The sequence below is a fragment of the Jejuia pallidilutea genome, from assembly GCF_002973595.1.
Taxonomy (GTDB): domain Bacteria; phylum Bacteroidota; class Bacteroidia; order Flavobacteriales; family Flavobacteriaceae; genus Jejuia; species Jejuia pallidilutea.
In genome coordinates this window covers 166,972-187,472 of record NZ_PVEO01000007.1, presented here as the reverse complement: position 1 = coordinate 187,472, position 20,501 = coordinate 166,972, and the positions used below count along the sequence as shown (strand labels likewise).

The 20,501-nt window shown below is 34.7% G+C and carries 14 protein-coding genes; 3 read left to right on the top strand and 11 right to left on the bottom strand.

All coding sequences use genetic code 11. The features are described 5' to 3' along the window. Positions 1–81 precede the first annotated feature (81 nt). Positions 82–1,014: a TolB-like translocation protein gene (locus CLV33_RS12655; protein WP_105474225.1), complete on the top strand. Its 933-nt coding sequence runs from the start codon at positions 82–84 to the stop codon at positions 1,012–1,014. 1 nt (position 1,015) lies between these two features. Here the strand turns inward: CLV33_RS12655 and CLV33_RS12650 are convergent, their stop codons facing one another. The 3 genes from CLV33_RS12650 to mnmA are packed head-to-tail and all read right to left on the bottom strand — an operon-like array spanning position 1,016 to position 4,774. Next, a complete protein-coding gene (locus CLV33_RS12650) occupies positions 1,016–1,957 on the bottom strand; it encodes an NAD(P)H-dependent flavin oxidoreductase (protein ID WP_105474224.1) in 942 nt (313 codons plus the stop codon). Then, entirely contained in the window at positions 1,957–3,561 is a 1,605-nt protein-coding gene (locus tag CLV33_RS12645; RefSeq protein WP_105474223.1) for a S8 family serine peptidase, read from the bottom strand. The genes CLV33_RS12650 and CLV33_RS12645 overlap by 1 nt, the downstream gene beginning before the upstream one ends. Positions 3,562–3,586: 25 nt before the next feature. Continuing rightward, entirely contained in the window at positions 3,587–4,774 is a 1,188-nt protein-coding gene (gene mnmA / locus CLV33_RS12640; RefSeq protein ID WP_105474222.1) for a tRNA 2-thiouridine(34) synthase MnmA, read from the bottom strand. Between the two features lie 196 nt (positions 4,775–4,970). On the opposite strand from mnmA, the gene CLV33_RS12635 reads away from it, so the two are divergent. Next, entirely contained in the window at positions 4,971–6,362 is a 1,392-nt protein-coding gene (locus CLV33_RS12635) for a fasciclin domain-containing protein (RefSeq protein WP_170064018.1), read from the top strand. Between the two features lie 522 nt (positions 6,363–6,884). Here CLV33_RS12635 and CLV33_RS12630 read toward each other — a convergent pair. From CLV33_RS12630 to CLV33_RS12620, 3 genes are all read right to left on the bottom strand, one after another. Continuing rightward, a complete protein-coding gene (locus tag CLV33_RS12630; RefSeq protein ID WP_105474220.1) occupies positions 6,885–7,580 on the bottom strand; it encodes a toxin-antitoxin system YwqK family antitoxin in 696 nt (231 codons plus the stop codon). 106 nt (positions 7,581–7,686) lie between these two features. Next, positions 7,687–9,582 (bottom strand): membrane protein insertase YidC, encoded by a 1,896-nt coding sequence (yidC, locus tag CLV33_RS12625; protein ID WP_042248516.1) that lies wholly within the window; start codon positions 9,580–9,582, stop codon positions 7,687–7,689. An 88-nt stretch (positions 9,583–9,670) separates the two neighbouring features. Further along, the gene (locus tag CLV33_RS12620; protein ID WP_105474219.1) at positions 9,671–11,287 is read right to left on the bottom strand and encodes a CTP synthase; all 1,617 of its coding nucleotides are present in this window, start codon (positions 11,285–11,287) and stop codon (positions 9,671–9,673) included. A gap of 265 nt (positions 11,288–11,552) precedes the next feature. Between CLV33_RS12620 and CLV33_RS12615 the strand changes: the two genes are divergently transcribed. Continuing rightward, positions 11,553–12,044 (top strand): CIA30 family protein, encoded by a 492-nt coding sequence (locus tag CLV33_RS12615; RefSeq protein ID WP_105474218.1) that lies wholly within the window; start codon positions 11,553–11,555, stop codon positions 12,042–12,044. A 290-nt stretch (positions 12,045–12,334) separates the two neighbouring features. On the opposite strand, the gene secDF is transcribed toward CLV33_RS12615, so the two are convergent. The 5 genes from secDF to gyrB all read right to left on the bottom strand — a co-directional run bounded on the left by secDF (position 12,335) and on the right by gyrB (position 20,467). Further along, positions 12,335–15,328 (bottom strand): protein translocase subunit SecDF, encoded by a 2,994-nt coding sequence (gene secDF / locus CLV33_RS12610; protein ID WP_105474217.1) that lies wholly within the window; start codon positions 15,326–15,328, stop codon positions 12,335–12,337. Between the two features lie 177 nt (positions 15,329–15,505). Continuing rightward, complete coding sequence (locus CLV33_RS12605) at positions 15,506–16,120, bottom strand: hypothetical protein (protein WP_105474216.1); 615 nt, start codon at positions 16,118–16,120, stop codon at positions 15,506–15,508. Between the two features lie 73 nt (positions 16,121–16,193). Beyond that, a complete protein-coding gene (locus tag CLV33_RS12600) occupies positions 16,194–17,120 on the bottom strand; it encodes a malate dehydrogenase (RefSeq protein ID WP_105474215.1) in 927 nt (308 codons plus the stop codon). Between the two features lie 222 nt (positions 17,121–17,342). Continuing rightward, positions 17,343–18,359 (bottom strand): DUF6588 family protein, encoded by a 1,017-nt coding sequence (locus tag CLV33_RS12595; RefSeq protein ID WP_105474214.1) that lies wholly within the window; start codon positions 18,357–18,359, stop codon positions 17,343–17,345. 158 nt (positions 18,360–18,517) lie between these two features. Continuing rightward, positions 18,518–20,467 carry a DNA topoisomerase (ATP-hydrolyzing) subunit B gene (gyrB, locus tag CLV33_RS12590; RefSeq protein ID WP_042244030.1) on the bottom strand — a complete coding sequence of 650 codons (1,950 nt, stop codon included), beginning with the start codon at positions 20,465–20,467 and terminating at the stop codon, positions 18,518–18,520. Positions 20,468–20,501 lie beyond the last annotated feature (34 nt).

Genomic DNA, 20,501 nt, shown 5'->3' with positions numbered 1-20,501 from the left:
AAATTTCCCCTTTTTTAATTAACATTTTCTTGGTAAAACAATGTACGTCTTTTTATATATTGCTCTTTAATAAAAGCCGAAATGAGAGTAACATACACAACACTCCTTCTAGTTTTTTGTTTTATTACTGCCTATTCGCAAGAAAACATTAAACCTGTTTTACCTGAAATTGTAACACAATTTCCAAATGTTAGAGATATTGCCATTTCACCGAAGGGAGACGAAGTGCTCTTCACTGCTCAGAATGTTTTAGGTACACTTTCTGCTATTGTTGAAGTAAAGAAACAGGGAAATGTATGGGGTCCTCCACAAATTGCTTCATTTTCTGGACAGTATTTTGATTTAGAACCTTACTTCGGAAAAGACGGACTTACCCTTTATTTTGCATCAACTAGACCGAATAAAAACACTTCGGAACACAGTAAAAATTTTGATATTTGGTACGTGACAAGACAAAACGTAAACGGTAAATGGACCGAACCCATTAACATGGGAAGCCCCATAAATACTGAACATGGTGAATTTTACTCTTCTATTGCTGATAATGGCAATTTTTATTTTACTAGAGATAACCCATCGCTAAAACGAAAAGACGACATATACGTTAGTGAACTAAAAAAGGGCAGTTATACCGAACCAAAACCATTGCCCGATACCATAAATTCAGAGGGTTATGAATACAACGCTTTTATAGCACCAGACGAATCTTATTTAATTTTTGGTGCCTATAATAGAAACGATGGTTTAGGCAGTGGCGATTTATATATAAGTTATAAAGCCAAATCTGGATGGAGCAACGCACAAAACATGGGAAGTTCAATAAATTCTGATAAAATGGACTACTGCCCTTTTGTTAAGAACAATGTATTATATTTTACTAGCAAACGTGATCATACAAATACGGAATTTGATACACCCCTATCTGTTACAGAACTACTCGAAGAATTTAATACTTATGAAAATGGACAAAGTAGACTGTATAAAACGAATTTAGAGACGCACTTAAAAGAGTAAATTACATATCACCAACACGAGATTTTGCTTCTTCAAACTCAGCAATTATCTCTTCAACAATAATTTGCACGGGTTTTATATAATGAATTAACCCTGCTATTTGTCCAATTTCCAACTCACCCTCATCCAAATCACCTTCAAACATACCTTTTTTGGCACGTGCTCTTCCTAATAACTCCTTAAGTTCATCAACTGAGGCACATCGCTTATATAAATCTTGAATATTATTGTAAAACTTATTTTTTAATAATCTTACTGGAGCAAGTTCTTTTAAGGTTAACTCGGTATCGCCTTCTTTTGCTTCTACAACCGCTTTTTTAAAGGCCTCGTGTGCCGAACTTTCTTCGCTAGCTACAAATCTACTGCCAATTTGCACACCGTTGGCACCTAAAACCATACATGCTAACATAGCTCTACCTGTGGCAATTCCGCCTGCTGCTATAAGTGGCACTCTTATTTTTTCTTTTACCATAGGAATTAAGGTAAGTGTAGTAGTTTCGTTTCTACCATTGTGCCCACCAGCCTCAAAACCTTCTGCAACAATTGCATCTACACCAGCTTCTTGCGCTTTTATAGCAAACTTCACACTACTCACAACGTGTACCACCGTAATACCTTTATCTTGAAGCCAACGCGTCCAAGTTTTCGGATTACCGGCAGACGTAAATACTATCTTTACGCCTTCTTCAACAATAACATCCATAATTTTTTCAATATCTGGATATAGCATTGGTACATTAACCCCAAAAGGTTTTGATGTTGCCTTTTTACATTTTTGAATATGCTCTCGCAATACTTCCGGATACATAGATCCTGCACCAATTAAACCTAAAATCCCAGAATTACTAGCTGCTGAAGCTAAGCGCCAACCACTGTTCCAGACCATTCCTGCTTGAACAATAGGATATTCAATTTTGAATAATTTTTTAATTTTATTCCCCATTATTGTTTCACAATTTTAAAGACTTTTGCCATCGTTTCGGTTTCAACCTTGGCAATATATAATCCTTTTGATAAAAAAGAGACGTCAACCATACTTTTATTTTGTGAAACGGAATAGGACGTAATGTATTTACCCAGAGTATTGTATAGATGCAAGGCACAAGTTGCAGTATTAGAAGGCCATTTAATGTATAGCTTAGCGTTAACCGGGTTAGGAAACAAGTGAAAGTTTTCATTATCTGCAGTAAACGAATTAGCAGAAAGCGCTACATTTAACGCCGATTGTAAATCTGGAATTCCGTATCCTTTAAAGTTATCTGGTGTAGTATATTGCGAAGCCGATTCGCGAACCAGTTGCATTATTTCGGCATTAGTTTTTTCTGGTATTGCTTGCCACAAACATGTTATTGCGCCTGCTAAAATAGGAGCGCTAAACGAGGTTCCATTGGCTTGTGCAATGGTATTTGATTCAGTAATAACATAGCTTAATCCACCCTGAGCCACAACATCCGGTTTTTGTGAAGGCTGATGTGCCGTACCAACCGAACTAAAAGACACATAGTTACCCGAGGCATCTACAGCGCCTATAGATAATACGTTTGGCGAATCTGCGGGTGCTGTAACCCCCCAATTTCCAGAGTTACCGGCCGAGGTTATTAGAAGCATTCCTTTTTCAAAAGCTATATTAGCGCCTCTGGTGATAAATGCAGTTGCGCCATTCATATCGGCTTGCGAGTAATCGTATTTAGTACCGTCAAAATCAGAATACCCTAAGGATGTATTAATCACATCAACCCCTAAACTATCAGCTCTTTCGGCAGCTTCTACCCAATAACTTTCTTCAACTGGAGTTTCACTAGAAGCATCTTCTGTGATAAACAAATAATATGAGGCATCTGGAGCGGTTCCAACAAACTGATTTTCAACATAACCTGCCATATCACTTAACACTAATGTACCGTGATTACTGTTAGCAGTATAAACATCGGCGTGTCTGTTTACAAAATCGAAAGTACCTAGGATATTACCTGCGCTCCTTAATCTTTCAAACCCAAGCATGGTGTTTACATTTGGAAAACCAGAATCTAGCACCGCAATAATCATTCCTGCACCAGTATAATCTAGCAAGTGCAGCTCATCGCCATTAATCATTTCAATTTGGTTCGCTGCACTTCCGTAGTTAAAATTAGTAAGTTCACCTTCTAACTTAAACTCCTGTTTTTGCTGGAATGATTTGGTTGCATTTAAACTTCTATCCGCAAACTCTACACGACTTACAAAACTTAAGTTTTCTAGAGTTTCAATAGCGGTTTGTGAACCTCTAACATGTACTGCATTAAACCACTTAGATTTTGCTAAAATCGTAATGCCCGTAGTGCTTTTTACTTGTGAAATGTACAATTCGTTTACTGGCACATCACGAGCATCAATAGCTACTCCATACCGGTTTTTTCTATCAATAGCTTTTTGAGTTAAAATGGTATTGGGGTTTGCAATTGCTGTAGCAACATTTTCTTTATCCGTGAAAAATACCCAAGCGTCTTCTTGACCATTTACCATTAATGGCAACAGTAAAAGTAAGTTTAAAATGAGAACTTTGTACATAGCAAACCGATTTGGAAATACTAAGTTACGAAATTACTCCAGAACCTATTAACTCATCGTTAATATACCAAGCTGCAAACTGTCCTTCGGTTATGGCAGATTGTAAGGTTTCAAATTCAATATAAAGACCAGTAGCTACTTTATGCAATGTTGCTTTTTGCAACGGTTGCCTGTAGCGAATACGGGCATCAACTTCCTTGGTTTCATTAACCTTTAATGCTAAATCTTCCCGTATCCAATGTAATTCATCATTAGTAATAAAGAGTGCTTTCTTTAAAAGACCGGGGTGACTTTTTCCTTGTCCGGCATATATTATATTGTCTTCAACATTAGTATCAATCACAAATAATGGTTCAGGAGTTCCTCCTACTGCTAAACCTTTACGTTGCCCCTTGGTAAAATAATGTGCGCCTTGATGTTTGCCAACAACTTTACCATTTTTAATTGTGTAATTTAATTTTCTAGCTAAAAAACTTAATTCTTCTTCTTTAGAATTAAAATTATGGTTTTCAACTTTATGGATAGGTTCATCATCTGAAACTTCAACAATCACCCCTTCTTTAGGCTTTAATTGTTGTTGTAAAAAGTCTGGCAGTTTTACTTTTCCTATAAAACATAAACCTTGGGAATCTTTTTTCTCTGCAGTAACCAAATCCAACTTAGTGGCAATCTCTCTAACTTCTGGTTTAGTTAATTCACCTATGGGAAATAAAGCCTTAGATAATTGCGCTTGAGATAACTGACATAAAAAATACGATTGATCTTTATTACCATCAACACCAGCTAAAAGTTGATATATCTCTTCTCCGTTTTTGTGCAATGTACCTTTTCTACAATAATGACCAGTAGCTACGTAATCTGCCCCTAAGCCTAAAGCAATGTCCATAAAAACATCAAACTTTATTTCTCTATTACAAAGCACATCCGGATTAGGCGTTCTTCCTTTTTGGTATTCGTTAAACATATAATCTACAATACGCGCTTTGTATTGTTCGCTTAAATCTACTGTTTGAAATGGAATACCCAACTTATCGGCAACTAACATGGCATCGTTGCTATCGTCTAACCAAGGACATTCGTTTGATATAGTTACAGAATCGTCGTGCCAGTTTTTCATAAACAAGCCAATAACTTCATATCCTTGCTCCTTTAATAAATAGGCGGCAACGCTAGAATCTACACCTCCAGAAAGCCCAATAACAACTCTTTTCATTAGTTCAAATACGCAAAATTAAGAGTGCAAAGATACATATTTTGTTTACTATTAATTACAACTAAAAACATCGGTAAAATACATAAAAATGATGTTTTGTTTAATTTTTACAAATATTTATGAAACAAAATTTGCTTTTATGTTTAATTTATTTATACTTTTGTTGAACAAAATAATATTAATCAATAAAAATACTATGAAAACATTAACAGCAACAAAAAAATTAGTAGTTCTATTTTTAGCAACTATGTTTGTATTATCATGTAGTGATGATGATAACGACCCTATTCCATTTGTTCCAACAGACAGCATTGTTGAAATAGCACAAGACACTCCACAACTAACTAGCTTAGTAGACGCATTAACAAAATATCCAGATTTAGTTAGCACACTTAGCGGAGATGGTACTTTTACTGTTTTTGCTCCAACTAATGATGCTTTTGATGCATTATTAACAGCCATAGGACAAGATGATATTGATGACATACCTGAAAGCGTTCTTAGAAACGTATTAGAATTTCACGTGCATGCATCGGCTGCAATTACGTCCGGACAAGTGAGCCCTGGTACTCTACCAATGGTGAATGGCGAGTCTGCCACAATAACTTCCGACAGTAATGGCCTTTACGTAGAAGGCGCACAAATAGTAGCTGTAGACGCTTTAGCTACAAATGGTGTTGTACATTTAATTGATGGTGTTATGGTACCACCTTCAATAGCACCAATAGTAGGTACTATTGTAGCACCAGCATATTTTAATAAAGACTTTACAACTCTTATAGCTGCCGTAGAAAATGCAAACGCCGATATCTTATCTGTTCTTTTAGGAAATGGCCCTAGTGGCAACGGCTTAACTTTATTTGCACCAACAAATGCTGCTTTTGAAGCTGCCGGTGTAACCGATGTTAATGGCGCAGATGCAGTTTTAACTTATCACGTTATAGATGCTACAGTAAGAGCTGCTGATTTACCAACAACTGCAGGTTCTGCTACTCCTGTAACGACAATAGGTGGAGATGTTTATTTAACAAACGCGGGCAGTGGTGTTGCTTTAAATGGTACAACTAATGTTGTTTTAACTGACATTGAAGGTTCTAATGGTGTTGTACACGTAATAGATAGAGTTTTATTACCACCAACACAAACCATAAACGAAATAGTAGCTGAATTTGCTGGAGGAAATCCAGGAGAATTTACATTATTAGCTACAGCCTTACAGAGAGCAGGTTTGGGTGATACGTTTGGAACAGCAGGTCCGTTTACGGTATTTGCACCTACAGATGCTGCATTTTTAGCAGCTGGTTTAGATGCTGATGCTATAAACAGTACTGATCCTACTGCTGTTGCAGGAATATTAACGCACCATGTAGTAAAAGCTAGTGCTTACGTTTTTTCAAGTGATTTAGTAGATGGAGATGTTGAAATGTTAAATAACCAAAATGTAGGTATTAATGTTAGTGCATTAACCGTGCAAGATGCTGCTGGCAGTAATCCTCCAGCAGGTTTGGTTCCAAGTTTATTAAATGTACATGCAACTAATGGTGTTGTTCATGTTATAGATAAAGTGTTGCTTCCAGCTGCGCAATAATATAGTTTGGTTTGTTTAGTATAGGCAAGTTTTAGGTATTTAGTTTATAAAATTGTCTATAAAAAAAGTCCTCTTGAGAAATCAAGAGGATTTTTTTATCACTTCCTAAAAAAAAGGTAACAGCTTGATTAAAAGCTAATTATTTTATTGATAATATATGTACTAAAACTTTTATTTTGTTTAAATTATTTGTAAATTCGTTAAACAAAATAAGGTGTAAGTTTTAGAAAATTATAAAATTAATACAGTTTAAAAATATTATAAAAAAAGTAAAGGTGAATATAACAGCAAATATTACAGGTGGTACAGCCTTATACGATGCAAACAACAGAGTAAGCAACATAATTGCTGTTGATGTTTAAGCTTAAATGGTGTTATATATGCAACAGTAAGGTTGTTTACCACCTATACCTTTAAGATATTTAATTTTAGTTTGGTTTGTTTAGATTAGGCAAGTTTTAAAGTTTATAGTTAGTAAAAATTGTCTATGAAAATGGTCCCTTGAGAAATCAAGGGACTTTTTTATGGTTTATATTTTCCTTGTACAGTAAAATTCTTGGTGTCTTTTAACTCGCCGTTGTCGTAATAATTCCATACACCATGTTTTTTTCCTTTTTTGTAATGCCCCTCTACTAATAACTCTCCTTTAGGATTGTAAAATTTAGCATCGCCGTGAAGCTCTCCAGCTACATAAAACAAAGTTTTTAGTACAATACCTTTTAAGGTATAATTAATAGCCGCACCATGGAGTAATCCCTCTTTATAATTAGTCTCTTCAGCTACTTGTTCGTTATCATAATATACAAATCGTTTTCCGCTAAGTTGTCCTTTGTCATTATAAAACTCTAATGTTAAAAGTTTATCTGAATTTTTTTGATAATACTTCCAAGTGCCAACATATGTTTTGCCTCGCATATTACCTTCGCTTACTACTTTTCCTTTTGAGGTAAAAAATTTAACCTCGGCAATATCTGTACTATCATTAAACTGCCTTGTAGCACTTAAAACGGCTTTACCCTTTACATTCTTATAAAATTTGAATACTCCAACCTCTTTTCCGTGGTTAAACCTACCTTCATACCGTTTAACATTTGAATCTTCAAAAAACTTTAGCCATACACCATGACGCTTCCCTTCATCATCAAATTGGTTGAATGTTTGAGCAGCTGTGTTATTAATAATAGCGAATAATAAAAATATAAAGACCAGTTTTTTCATTTTAAAAACTAAAATGTTATTTTGATAAAAATGCTAACGTAATTTCTACAATTTTGGTATAAAAAAAAGCTGCCAAAAGGCAGCTTTTTTTTTGGTATTGATTATACTATTTCTTTCTTTTTTGTTGCATTTGCTTTTGTTGTTCTGCCTGTTCCATCATTTGTTTCATTTTAGTTTGAAACTTACTTTGTTTCTTAGGCTTCTTTTTATTCTCCTGAATTTGTGCATGAATTTTATCTTCATCAAGAATATAATTCTTGATTACTAAAATAATACCAATACTAATTAAGTTTGAAATAAAGTAATACAAACTTAAACCAGAAGCGTAGTTATTAAAGAAGAACAACATCATTATTGGAGAGAAATACATCATGTACTTCATCATTTTCCCCATATCTGGCATACCTTCTTGTTGTGGCTGCGACTGAATGTTTTGTCCTGTTGTTAACTTCATATAAAAGAAAATAGCTATTGATGCTAAAATTGGAAATAAACTTACATGGCTACCATAAAACGGAATATGAAAAGGTAATTCTGCAATGGTATCGTAAGACGATAAGTCTTCTGCCCAAAGGAAACTTTTCTGCCTCAAATCGAAAGCAGAGGGAAAAAACTGGAATAGCGCATAAAACACGGGTAATTGTATTAACGCTGGTAAACAACCAGATAGCGGACTTGCACCTGCCTTAGTTTGTAGCGCCATGGTTTCTTGTTGCGCCTTCATTTTGTTATCCTTATATTTTTCTCTAATGGCATCTAACTCTGGCTTTAGAATTTTCATTTTAGCCTGAGACAGGAATTGTTTGTATTGTACGAACGACAATAATATTTTTACCAAAATAGTCATCACCACAATAGCTATTCCATAAGGTAAAAAGCCTCCTAAAAATGCAAACAATGGCATAAAAATGTATCGGTTTATTAAACCAAAAATACCCCAACCAAATGGCACAATTTCGTCTAGATTTCTATCGTAGTTATTTAAAATTTCAAAATCGTTAGGACCAATATACCAATCCATAGATTCGTTAAACTCGCCACCTTTTAATTCTAAAGGTATTTTAGACGTAAACATTTTAGTATAAACAGTGTCTATTTCTTCGTCTTCCACTAAATTTTCAGCAGTAATTTTTGCTGTTTTAAAAGGAATATCGGTTAATAACACTGATGAGAAAAAATGTTGTTTATACCCTATCCAAACCACATCATTTAGCGCTTCTTCAGAGTCCCTAGCACCAGTATAATCTGCATTTCCGCCATCATGCTCATAATGTATATCGGTATATCTATTTTCATAAGAAATACTTTTAGCATGACGGTAACCTTTAAGTTTCCAATCTAAATTTATGCTTTGCGAACTATTAATAACATCGTTTAGCCCCTGCGATTTTATACTAAAATCTATCATATAATCGTCGGGCTTTAATTCGTATCTATATTCTAAAAATTTACTTTCAGATACTTTTAGCTTCATGGAAACAATGGTGTTGTCTCCATTTTTAGATACACTTGGTGTAAAATATAAATCTTGAGTATTTAAAATTCTACTATCTGTAGTACCAAAATTTATATTAAAAGCTGCATTTTGGTCTTTTATAATGTATATAGGTACGGAATCGTAATCTACAAATTGCTTTAATTTTACTTCTGACAAGAAACCGCCTTTATTTTTAAATTTCAATTGAAAAACATCGGTTTCTATAGTAGTTTCTTCATCTGCTGCATTGGCAGCGGCATAAGCAAATGCACCTAATTTATTTTTTAGTTGTACCATTTGAAGAGAGTCTGCGCCTTTTCCAACAGTAAAATCTTCGGGTGTAGTAACTAAGGTTTGTTTATCTGCTTTAGCTTTTTGTTCTGCTTCAATTTGTTCTTGCTTCGCTTTTTCTTGAGCCTCTATTTCTTCTGGCGTTGGTTGGTTTTGCCAAAACATATAAATCATTATCCCAAAAATGAGAGCGAAACCTATAATAGAGTTAGTGTCTAACTTTTTTTCTTCCATAATTTAAAATTACTCCTATTAAAAAGGAAAGGATAACCTCTGCTAGTCAAAAAGCTATCCAATTTATAATAAAATGCCACAATGGCATTTATTTAGATTTTTTATGTTTTAATGCCGCCTTTACAAATCCGACGAACAATGGATGCGGATTAGCAACTGTACTTTTATATTCTGGGTGGTATTGTACTCCAATAAACCAAGGGTGATTTGAAATCTCAACGATTTCTACCAAACCAGTTTTGGGATTTAAACCAGTAGCCAGCATACCTCCTTCTTCTATTTGGTATCTGTAATCGCTATTAAACTCATAGCGATGTCTGTGACGTTCGCTAATATGTTGATTTTTATAAATTTTTTCAACTTTACTCCCTGGCATAAGCGCACAATCCCAAGCACCCAAACGCATTGTACCTCCTTTATTTTTAATGGTTTTTTGTTCTTCCATTAAATCTATTACAGGGTGTTCGGTTTCAGGATCCATTTCAGTTGAATTCGCATCTTTTAAATTTAAAACATTACGAGCAAATTCTATTACTGCCATTTGCATACCTAGACAAATACCTAAAAACGGTATATTATTCTCTCTTACATATTTTACAGCACAAATTTTGCCTTCTATACCGCGTTCTCCAAAACCGGGTGCTACTAGCACGCCATCTAAATGCGCAAGCATTAAACCAGCATTTTCATCGTTCAAATATTCAGAGTGAACAGACTCTACGTTTACCTTTACCTCGTTTTCTGCACCTGCATGGATAAAAGATTCTAAAATAGATTTGTAGGAGTCTTGTAACTCTACGTATTTACCAATTAAACCAATATTGATTTCGGTTTTAGGATTTTTATGTCTGCGTAAAAACTTGTTCCAATTTTTAAGTTCTGGTTTAGCACTTTCTAAAGCAAGTTTCTTTAAAACAATTTTATCTAAGCCTTCCTTTAGCATTAGGTTAGGTACATCGTAAATGGTAGATGCATCGATAGATTGTATCACTGAATCGGCAGTTACATTACAAAATAATGCCAATTTTTTACGTAAATCCTTAGGTAGGTTATGCTCTGTTCTACATACTAAAATATCGGCCTGTACCCCACTCTCCATTAGTGTTTTCACACTGTGTTGTGTGGGTTTTGTTTTTAATTCGCCAGCTGCCGATAGATATGGCACCAACGTTAAGTGAATTACAATACCGTTATGTTCGCCTAAATCCCATCGTAATTGCCTAACGGCTTCAATGTAAGGCAAGGACTCAATATCACCAACAGTACCACCAATTTCGGTAATTACAATATCGTAGTCTCCAGATTTTCCTAATATTTGTACACGACGTTTAATCTCATCTGTAATATGTGGCACTACTTGAACGGTTTTACCTAAAAATTTTCCTTCACGTTCTTTTTGAATAACACTTTGATAGATGCGTCCCGTGGTTACATTGTTAGCTTGACTTGTGGGAACGTTTAAAAAACGCTCATAATGTCCTAAATCTAAATCGGTTTCTGCGCCATCTTCGGTAACATAACACTCACCATGCTCGTAGGGGTTTAAAGTTCCTGGATCTACATTAATGTATGGGTCTAATTTTTGAATAGTAACCCTATAGCCCTGAGACTGTAATAACTTGGCTAAAGAGGCAGCTATAATGCCTTTTCCTAGTGAAGATGTAACCCCGCCGGTTACGAAAATGTACTTAGTATTGGTTGTCATGTTGCGCTTATAAACGCAGGCAAATTTACAAAATTAAAATAGTTATTCAGGAATTGTTTTTTAACTATTTAAAGCCATGTTATTAACAGCGGTTTTTCTTTTAGAATATAGTACGGTATATTAGCCTTGTAATAATAATATTCTATGTTCGTTTAATACTGAATGTAAGCCATTATAACGACGTATATTCTGGAAAGTTAAACAAAGCTAAAATTTATTTTTAATATTGAAACTAACCACTTTATTACTTGTAACGACTTTAACTATGCAAACACAAACTATTTTTGATTTTAGTAATGCTTCGATTATTGAAAATTGGGTAATTGTTGACGATGGTGTTATGGGTGGCAAATCTTCAGGGGATTTTAAACTAAACAACGATGGCTATGGCACGTTTTTCGGTAGTATTTCATTAGAGAATAATGGTGGCTTTTCTTCTGTACGCTATCGTGGAGAAACCATAAAGACACTTGAACATACCAAAATAATATTGCGAGTTAAAGGTGACGGAAAACGCTACCAATTTAGAATAAAAGACCACTTAAACCAACAATACTCTTACGTTACTTATTTTAACACCTCAGGTAATTGGGAAACCATAGAAATTAAGTTAAACGATTTAATGCCAAAATTTAGAGGGCGCCATTTAGATATGCCAAATTTTTCTGCGACTACTATTGCTGAACTTGGTTTTTTGTTTGGCAATAAAAAGTTAGAAGATTTTAAGTTATTAATTGCTTTTATAGGTTTGCAATAGGCCTATTGTATACTTAAAATTGAGGGGTCAGGTTGCCTCTGAAGGTATAAACGGTATAAGCTACTTTTTTAAACTTTTGTAAATATACCGTAAATTTAAAGTATATAGAACAACGTAATCTGTTTGTTTTAAATAAATTGGCGCTAGTTTAGCAATAACATTTAGGCTGTATTGGTTTAGAGAATCTTCCGCTTACAGTAGGCTACAAAACTACACCATTCCTCAGTTTTAAATAGTAAAAAAGCCCGTTAACTTTCGCTAACAGGCTTCTTACAAAATAAAAATTCGAGTTAGTTTTTATTTTTTCCTTCTAATTTTTTTACTGAATCGTACATTATTGGCGTTGCAATAAATAACGATGAGTAAGTACCTACTATTACACCTACTATTAAGGCAAACATAAATCCTCTAATGGAATCGCCACCAAAAATAAAGATAGATAATAATACTACCAGTGTGGTTAACGATGTATTTAAGGTTCTACTTAGTGTACTACTTAATGATACATTTACTACGCGGTTAAATTCCCAGCCAGTATGCTCGTTGAAGAACTCACGAATTCTATCGAAAACTACCACCGTATCGTTTAAAGAGTAACCTATTACCGTTAAGATTGCAGCTATAAATGCTTGGTCTATTTCCATATTAAACGGCATAAACTTATAGGTTAACGAGAATATACCCAACACAATTAATACATCGTGGAATACTGCTGCTACTGCACCTAACGAGTATTGCCATTTTTTAAATCGTAGTAAAATGTATAGGAATACTACAATTAAAGAGCCTAATATTGCCCAAAACGATGCTTTTTTAATATCATCGGCTATAGTAGGGCTTACTTTATCGTAACGCATTAAACCTACGGTTTTACCTTCTGCATCGCTAATAAAATCTTCATAAGTCATTCCTTCAAAGTAAGGTTGTAAGGCATTAAATAACGATACTCTTATTTCTTCATCAACCTCTGCACCTGTTTCGTTTACCTTGTATTTGGTTGTAATTTTTAACTGGTTGGCATCACCAAAAGTTTTAGCATTGGCACTACCAAAAACAGCTGGATCTGATAATACATCAGTAATTTCAGAAGCGTTCATGTCTTGTGCAAAGCGTACTTGGTATGTTCTACCACCAACAAAATCTACACCTTGATCTAAGCTATTAGTGAATAAAGATCCTAAACTCACTAAAATAAATGCTGCAGAAATGATGTATGCTACTTTACGCTTTTTCAAAAACTCAATATTGATGTTTCTAAAAAGTCCTTTAGTTAATCCAGTAGAGAATTCTAATTTTCCTCCTCTATTACTGTACCAATCCACCAACAATCTTGTGATGAAAATTGCAGTAAATAATGAGGTTGCAATACCAATTAATAACGTAGTTGCAAACCCTTTAATTGGCCCTGTACCAAAAACAAATAGAATTAATGCAGTTAAACCGGTTGTAATATTTGCATCTAGAATTGATGATAATGCATTACCAAATCCATCTTTAATGGCTTCTTTTTGTCCTTTACCTTTTGCAAGTTCTTCTCGAACACGCTCAAAAATAAGTACGTTGGCATCAACCGACATACCAATAGTTAATACAATACCTGCAATACCAGGCAGTGTTAATACCGCTCCTAATCCTGATAAAATACCAAAAATTAATAGGATGTTTAGCAACATAGCAATATCTGCAAAACCACCTACTTTACCGTAGTAGAAAACCATCCATAACAATACAACTGCTAATGCAATTAAGAAGGACATTGTACCACTATCTATAGCTTCTTGCCCTAATGATGGCCCTACAACTTCACTTTGAATAATATCGGCAGATGCTGGTAATTTACCCGCACGTAATACGTTAGCTAAATCTATAGCTTCGTTTAAGGTAAAATTACCTGAAATTGATGAATTACCACCAGAAATTGGTCCTGATGTTACTCCTGGTGCAGAATACACCACGTTATCTAAAACTATAGCAATTTGGCTACCTTGGTTAAAGGCTCTCCCAGTCATTTCTTCCCAGATTTTAGCACCTTTGCTATTCATTTGCATAGATACTTCAGGCTTACCTGTTTGCCCAAATGTATGTCTTGCATCTGTTACTACCGCACCACTTAACTCTGGTGTATCATCTCTATTACCTTTTAAGGCATATAAATCTACCAACTCGCTATTTTTCTCTGGTTTACTAAATGCAAACTTCACATAACGCATATCGGCAGGTAACAATGCTCTTACTTGTGGCATGTTTAAGTACTCAAGTACTGTTTCTTTATCTTTAATTTCGAAAGAAGCCACAACTGGTCCACCTTGGTAACCAAAGCCTCTAATTAAGCTAATTAATGGTCTTGTTGATGCTGGATCTACTTGTGTAGAATCTGTAGCTGCTTCACCTAAAAGTTCATCAATTTTATCCTCTGTTGCATCTTCTTCATCTTGAGGCTCGGTTTCGCCAGCTTTATCTTCAACTTTAACGATATCTTTTAAAACTTGGTCTGCTTGCCCCATAAACTGAGCTAATTGCTCTCCTTTATATACATCCCAAAACTCTAATTGCGCTGTACTTTGTAACAACCCCGTAGCACGCTCAATATCCTTTACTCCTGGTAATTCTACCAATATACGACCAGAATTCCCTAAACGCTGAATGTTTGGTTGTGTTACACCAAATTGGTCGATACGTTTACGTAACACTTCAAAGGCAGAAACGATGGACTCATCTATTTTTGTTTCAATAATGTCCTTTACCTCATCATCCGTCATACTTCCATCTATCTCTCCATCTAGAGCCTTAGTGTAAAAAATATCTGGGGATGCTAATTTTTTATCGCCTTTAATAGCATCAAAAGCGATAAAGAAATCTTCCAAGTAGGTATTCTGACTATCCTTTTGAAGTTCTGTAGCATTTTCTAAGGCTGTATTAAAAACTGGATCTTTTGTATTGTTTGCCAATCCTTTTAAAATGTCTTTTACAGATACCTGAAGTATTACGTTTAAACCACCTTTAAGGTCTAAACCAAGATTCATGGCTTTTTGTTTTACTTCGCTATAGGTGTATTCTGCAACCAAAATATCATAAACTGTATCGTTTGCCTTGGCATCTAAATAGTTTACTTCTTCTATACTTCGTTTTGCACGATAATCGTCATCTGTTTCTGGTATCTTGTTTATGGCTAGCTCTTCTGCCTCTTTTTCTATTTGATTTGCCTTAAATGTGAATGATAACTGGTAAATACTTACCAAACCAAACAAAATGGCAAATAATTTTACTATTCCTTTGTTTTGCATTTTTAAATTTTTGTGAGTCTAATGTATAGGAATGCATAAAAACGTATTCCTATATTTTTTTGACAATTTTATATGATTTAATGTGATTTAGTATACTTTACTAAAGTTTACTGTTTTAGGCTTATATTTAAGTAAATTGCCTGTAGAGATTTTTGGGAATATTAATTTTTTTCCCTTTTAGCATCTAGGTCCTGCCCTAACTTCGGGTATTTGCTTTAAAGCATTGTTTAATGCATGAAGCGTGTTTTTATGAAGATTGAACGCCACTTTAAATATGGCATTCTCTTTTTCTGAATATTCGCCTAATGTTGAGGGTAAGGTTTTGGGTTTAAAAAACCTATCAGATTTAGGTTTTAACTCTAAAACTTCAACACCATTAAGCCCTGTGTCAGTTTCATTTCCATTCTGGATTTCATAAACCTCTAGGTTATAAGCAATATCGTTTTTTTCAAACGGTAGGCTAAACGGTTTTTCGTGATCTTCTAAATCATCTAATTCAGACCTTATATTCTTGAGTAAAATACGCTTAACGGCAGAAACATCAGCATCACTGTAATAGGTTATTTTTAATTTGCCACTGTTGTTTTCAATAACCTTAAAATCTTCAACTCCAAGTTTTTTTAGTTCCCGTTCAAGTATTACTATCGCAACTTTGTCATCTGAGTTTAGATGATTTGCGTCGGTAAATTGAAGTACAATTTCTTGGTTATGCACATCAACCTGACGTTGATTTACAATACCAATTACAGTAAGAATAATAATTATTACGCCTATGTACTTCTTTAAATTCATGCGGCAAATATAAAAAAATAAAGACTGTATCTCTACAGTCTTTATATAATATGTATTTTAAACTGTTTTTGTTTTATAATTCTAACAGTCCATTAGTTTTAGAAACGCCTTCTGCACTCGCTTTCATATGGGCTTTTTCAGCATCGCTTAAAGGCACGTCAACAATTTTTTCTATACCATTTCGCCCTAAAATAACTGGCACACCAATACAAATATCGCTTAACCCGTATTCACCTTCTAATAAAGTAGAACACGGAAACATTTTCTTTTGGTCGCAAGCAATAGCTTGAACTAAACCACTTACAGCAGCTCCAGGTGCATACCACGCAGAGGTGCCAAGTAATTTTGTTAATGTAGCGCCTCCAACCTTAGTATCGGCAGCTACCTGTTCTAAACGCTCTTCGCTTAAAAACTCCGAAACTTTAATACTGTTTCTTGTAGCATGACTCGTTAATGGCACCATACCAGTATCGCTATGTCCACCAATTACCATACCGTCAATATCGCTAATAGGTGCATCCATAGCTTCTGCCAACCTGTATTTAAAACGCGCTGAATCTAGAGCTCCACCCATACCAATAATTTTATTTTTTGGTAAGTCTGTGGTTTTATGCACTAAATATGTCATGGTATCCATAGGGTTACTCACCACAATAATAATAGTGTTTGGAGAATGCTCAATTAAACTAGAAGATACCGATTTAACAATTCCTGCATTAATACCAATTAGCTCTTCTCTTGTCATTCCTGGCTTTCTAGGAATACCAGATGTAATTACACAAATATCACTACCTGCAGTTTTAGAATAATCGTTAGTTACACCAGTAATTTTAGTATCAAAACCGTTTAAAGATGCGGTTTGCATTAAATCCATGGCTTTACCTTCAGCGTACCCTTCTTTAATGTCTAACAATACTACTTCTGCTGCAAAATCTTTTATTGCGATATATTCGGCACAACTTGCACCTACTGCTCCTGCTCCAACTACGGTAACTTTCATAATTTTATATTTAGGTTGTTTATCAAATAATTTCCAACACTACAAAAAACTTTTATAGCTTATTTTTATATTTTTTGTGATGCAAAATTACTTAAATAATATGCTATTACCAATTGATTGTAAAAGAAAAAGTGTAACACTAAATGCTACACTTTTTAACTAAATTCAATTGAAAAACTAACTAAAAAAACTAAATAATTAATAAACTATGATAAATTCTATTTATCTAAAACCAAAGTTTATACCTATTGCATAGGTATTAAATTCAGATATATGATATTCAGCATTAAGCCTAAAAAAGCCTAATTTTAATTTTGTTCCTAAAGTTCCCCTTACTGTGGCGACATCGCTTGAAACCGAAAACGGATCTACAATTGGCTCTGAAGTTACAATACCATTAGATATTCTGTATGTTCCCAACAAATCAGATTCTGAAGTCCCTTTTAAATAGCCCAAACCGCCGTAAAAATTAATTACAGGAAGTTTTGTTGAAGCTATTAGCTGAAATAACCAAGTGTTGGTAACGTTCTCTATACGCTGGTTTTCGCCTAGTATTCCAGACGAGTCGGTTAAATCGTATTCACCATCTAGATGTGTATAGGCCACTAAGCCTGAAATAGCTATAGGCCAAAGTTTATCTGCTGGCAGCCAATTGGTAAACTCTACTTGTAAACCTGCACCGTACATACCTACAGACACCTCATCGGTATCATATTTTGGTAAAAAACGAGCTTTTAACTCTATGCCTTTGCTTAAACCTAAGGCACCTTGAATATAAGCTGTAGGGAGTAAGTTAGCAGTTCCATCTCCAATACCATTTGGCAATTCTAACGTTTGACTTTGGTTACCAAAAATTGGGTCTTCATATTGTATTTGAACAAATATTGGGGGTTCATTTTCGCCTAAAACACTAGCTACAGATTGTGAAGCAGAACCTTGGCTAAATGAAATATTATTATAGTCTGAAGTATTAAGGTTAAATATTTTATTTTCGTTTTGAATTTGAGAAGCATTAACTACAACAGAAATCTCAAAGCCTCCAAGTGGTTTTGCTTTACCAGAATTAAACCAGTTAGCATTCATACTGTGCATTAAACCATTTGTTCCAGGTGCTAAATAATCATTAGCAAAACGTTGGGCATCTTCTACACCAGCAGCTAATAGTGCATCGATATCGTTTTGAGCTTTTGAAACTGTTGTTGCTAGTGCAAACAACAGTAATATAAGTAGCTTTTTCATATGTCTGTAAAATTTGGGTAAAACAAATGTATGAAAAAAAACATACAAAACAACATTTTATCGTAAAAAATTGCTTTTTATCGATTATTTTATCAAAAAAATAACCCTGACTTTTTCAAATCAGGGTTATATAATTACGTATTTATTTAAGTTTCTATCTATACATCTATATTCGCATAAATAGCATTCTTTTCTATAAACTCTCTACGTGGCGGCACCTCATCTCCCATTAACATAGAAAATATTCTGTCGGCTTCTGTACCATTATCTATTTGTACTTGGCGCATGGTTCTAAACTCTGGATCCATAGTGGTATCCCACAATTGTTCCGCATTCATTTCTCCAAGACCCTTGTAGCGTTGTATTTTAGAGTTTTCTCCAAACTCTGCCATAATAGCATCACGCTCCTTGTCACTCCAAGCATATTGTTTCTTAGCGCCTTTTTTAACTAAATATAACGGAGGTGTTGCAATGTAAACGTGTCCGCCTTCAACCAACTCGCGCATATACCTAAAGAAAAACGTTAAAATTAAGGTTGCAATATGGCTACCATCAATATCGGCATCACACATAATTACAATTTTATGATAACGAAGTTTAGAAAGGTTTAAAGCTCGTGGATCATCTTCAGTACCAATAGTTACACCAAGTGCTGTGAAAATATTTTTAATTTCTTCGTTTTCAAACACTTTATGCTGCATCGCTTTTTCAACATTAAGTATCTTACCTCTTAATGGTAAGATAGCTTGAAAATTCCTGTCTCTACCAGCTTTTGCTGTACCACCTGCTGAATCTCCCTCTACAAGGTACAACTCACACTTTTCTGGGTCTTGCTCAGAGCAGTCACTTAATTTCCCCGGTAAGCCACCAATACTCATTACGGTTTTACGTTGCACCATTTCGCGTGCTTTTTGAGCTGCATGTCTCGCCTGTGCTGCTAAAATTACTTTTTGCACTATGGTTTTGGCATCATCTGGATGTTCTTCTAGATAATCTGTTAACATCTCAGACACGGCTTGACTTACAGACGCTGAAACTTCACGGTTTCCTAATTTCGTTTTAGTCTGTCCTTCAAATTGAGGCTCTTGTACTTTTACCGATATAATTGCAGTTAAGCCTTCACGAAAATCATCGCCAGCAATATCAAATTTCAACTTATCTGTTAAACCAGAAGAATCGGCATATTTTTTAAGTGTATGTGTTAATCCTCTTCTAAAACCAGATAAATGTGTTCCACCTTCATGGGTGTTTATATTGTTTACATACGAATGTAAATTTTCGGCATAAGAGGTATTATAAATCATAGCAACCTCAACAGGAATACCGTTTTTTTCGCCTTCAAAAGCAATAACATCTTTCATTAAAGGCTCTCTAGTAGCATCTAAATACTGAATAAATTCCTTTAAACCTTCTTCAGAATGAAATGTTTCTCCCTCAAAAGAACCATCTTCTTTTTTAGAGCGTTTATCTACAATATGTATGGTAATACCTTTATTTAAATAAGCTAACTCGCGTAATCTACTTGCAAGCGTATCGTAGCTATATTCTAAGGTTTGTGTAAAAATTGTAGGATCTGGCTTAAAAGTTACAATAGTTCCTCTTTTATCAGTATCTCCAACTTTTTTAACTGGATATAACGCTTTACCTCTTTCGTATTCTTGCTCCCAAACTTCTCCGTTTCTGTATACCGTAGCCTTTAAATGCTCAGACAGTGCGTTTACACAACTTACACCAACACCGTGCAAACCACCTGAAACCTTATAAGAATCTTTATCGAATTTACCACCAGCACCAATTTTGGTCATTACTACCTCTAGCGCAGAAACACCTTCTTTTTTGTGTAAATCTACAGGAATACCACGGCCATCATCCTCGGTGGTAATAGAGTTGTCTTCGTTTATAGTAACGGTTATGTTATTACAATGTCCTGCAAGTGCTTCATCAATAGAGTTATCTACAACCTCGTACACCAAATGATGCAAACCTCTTGTACCAACATCGCCTATATACATAGAAGGGCGCATACGCACATGCTCCATACCTTCTAAAGCTTGAATACTATCTGCCGAATAATTATGCTTGTTAAATTCTTCTTTACCTTCGCTCATATTATTAGTTATTGTTTAATTCAAATTCTAAACA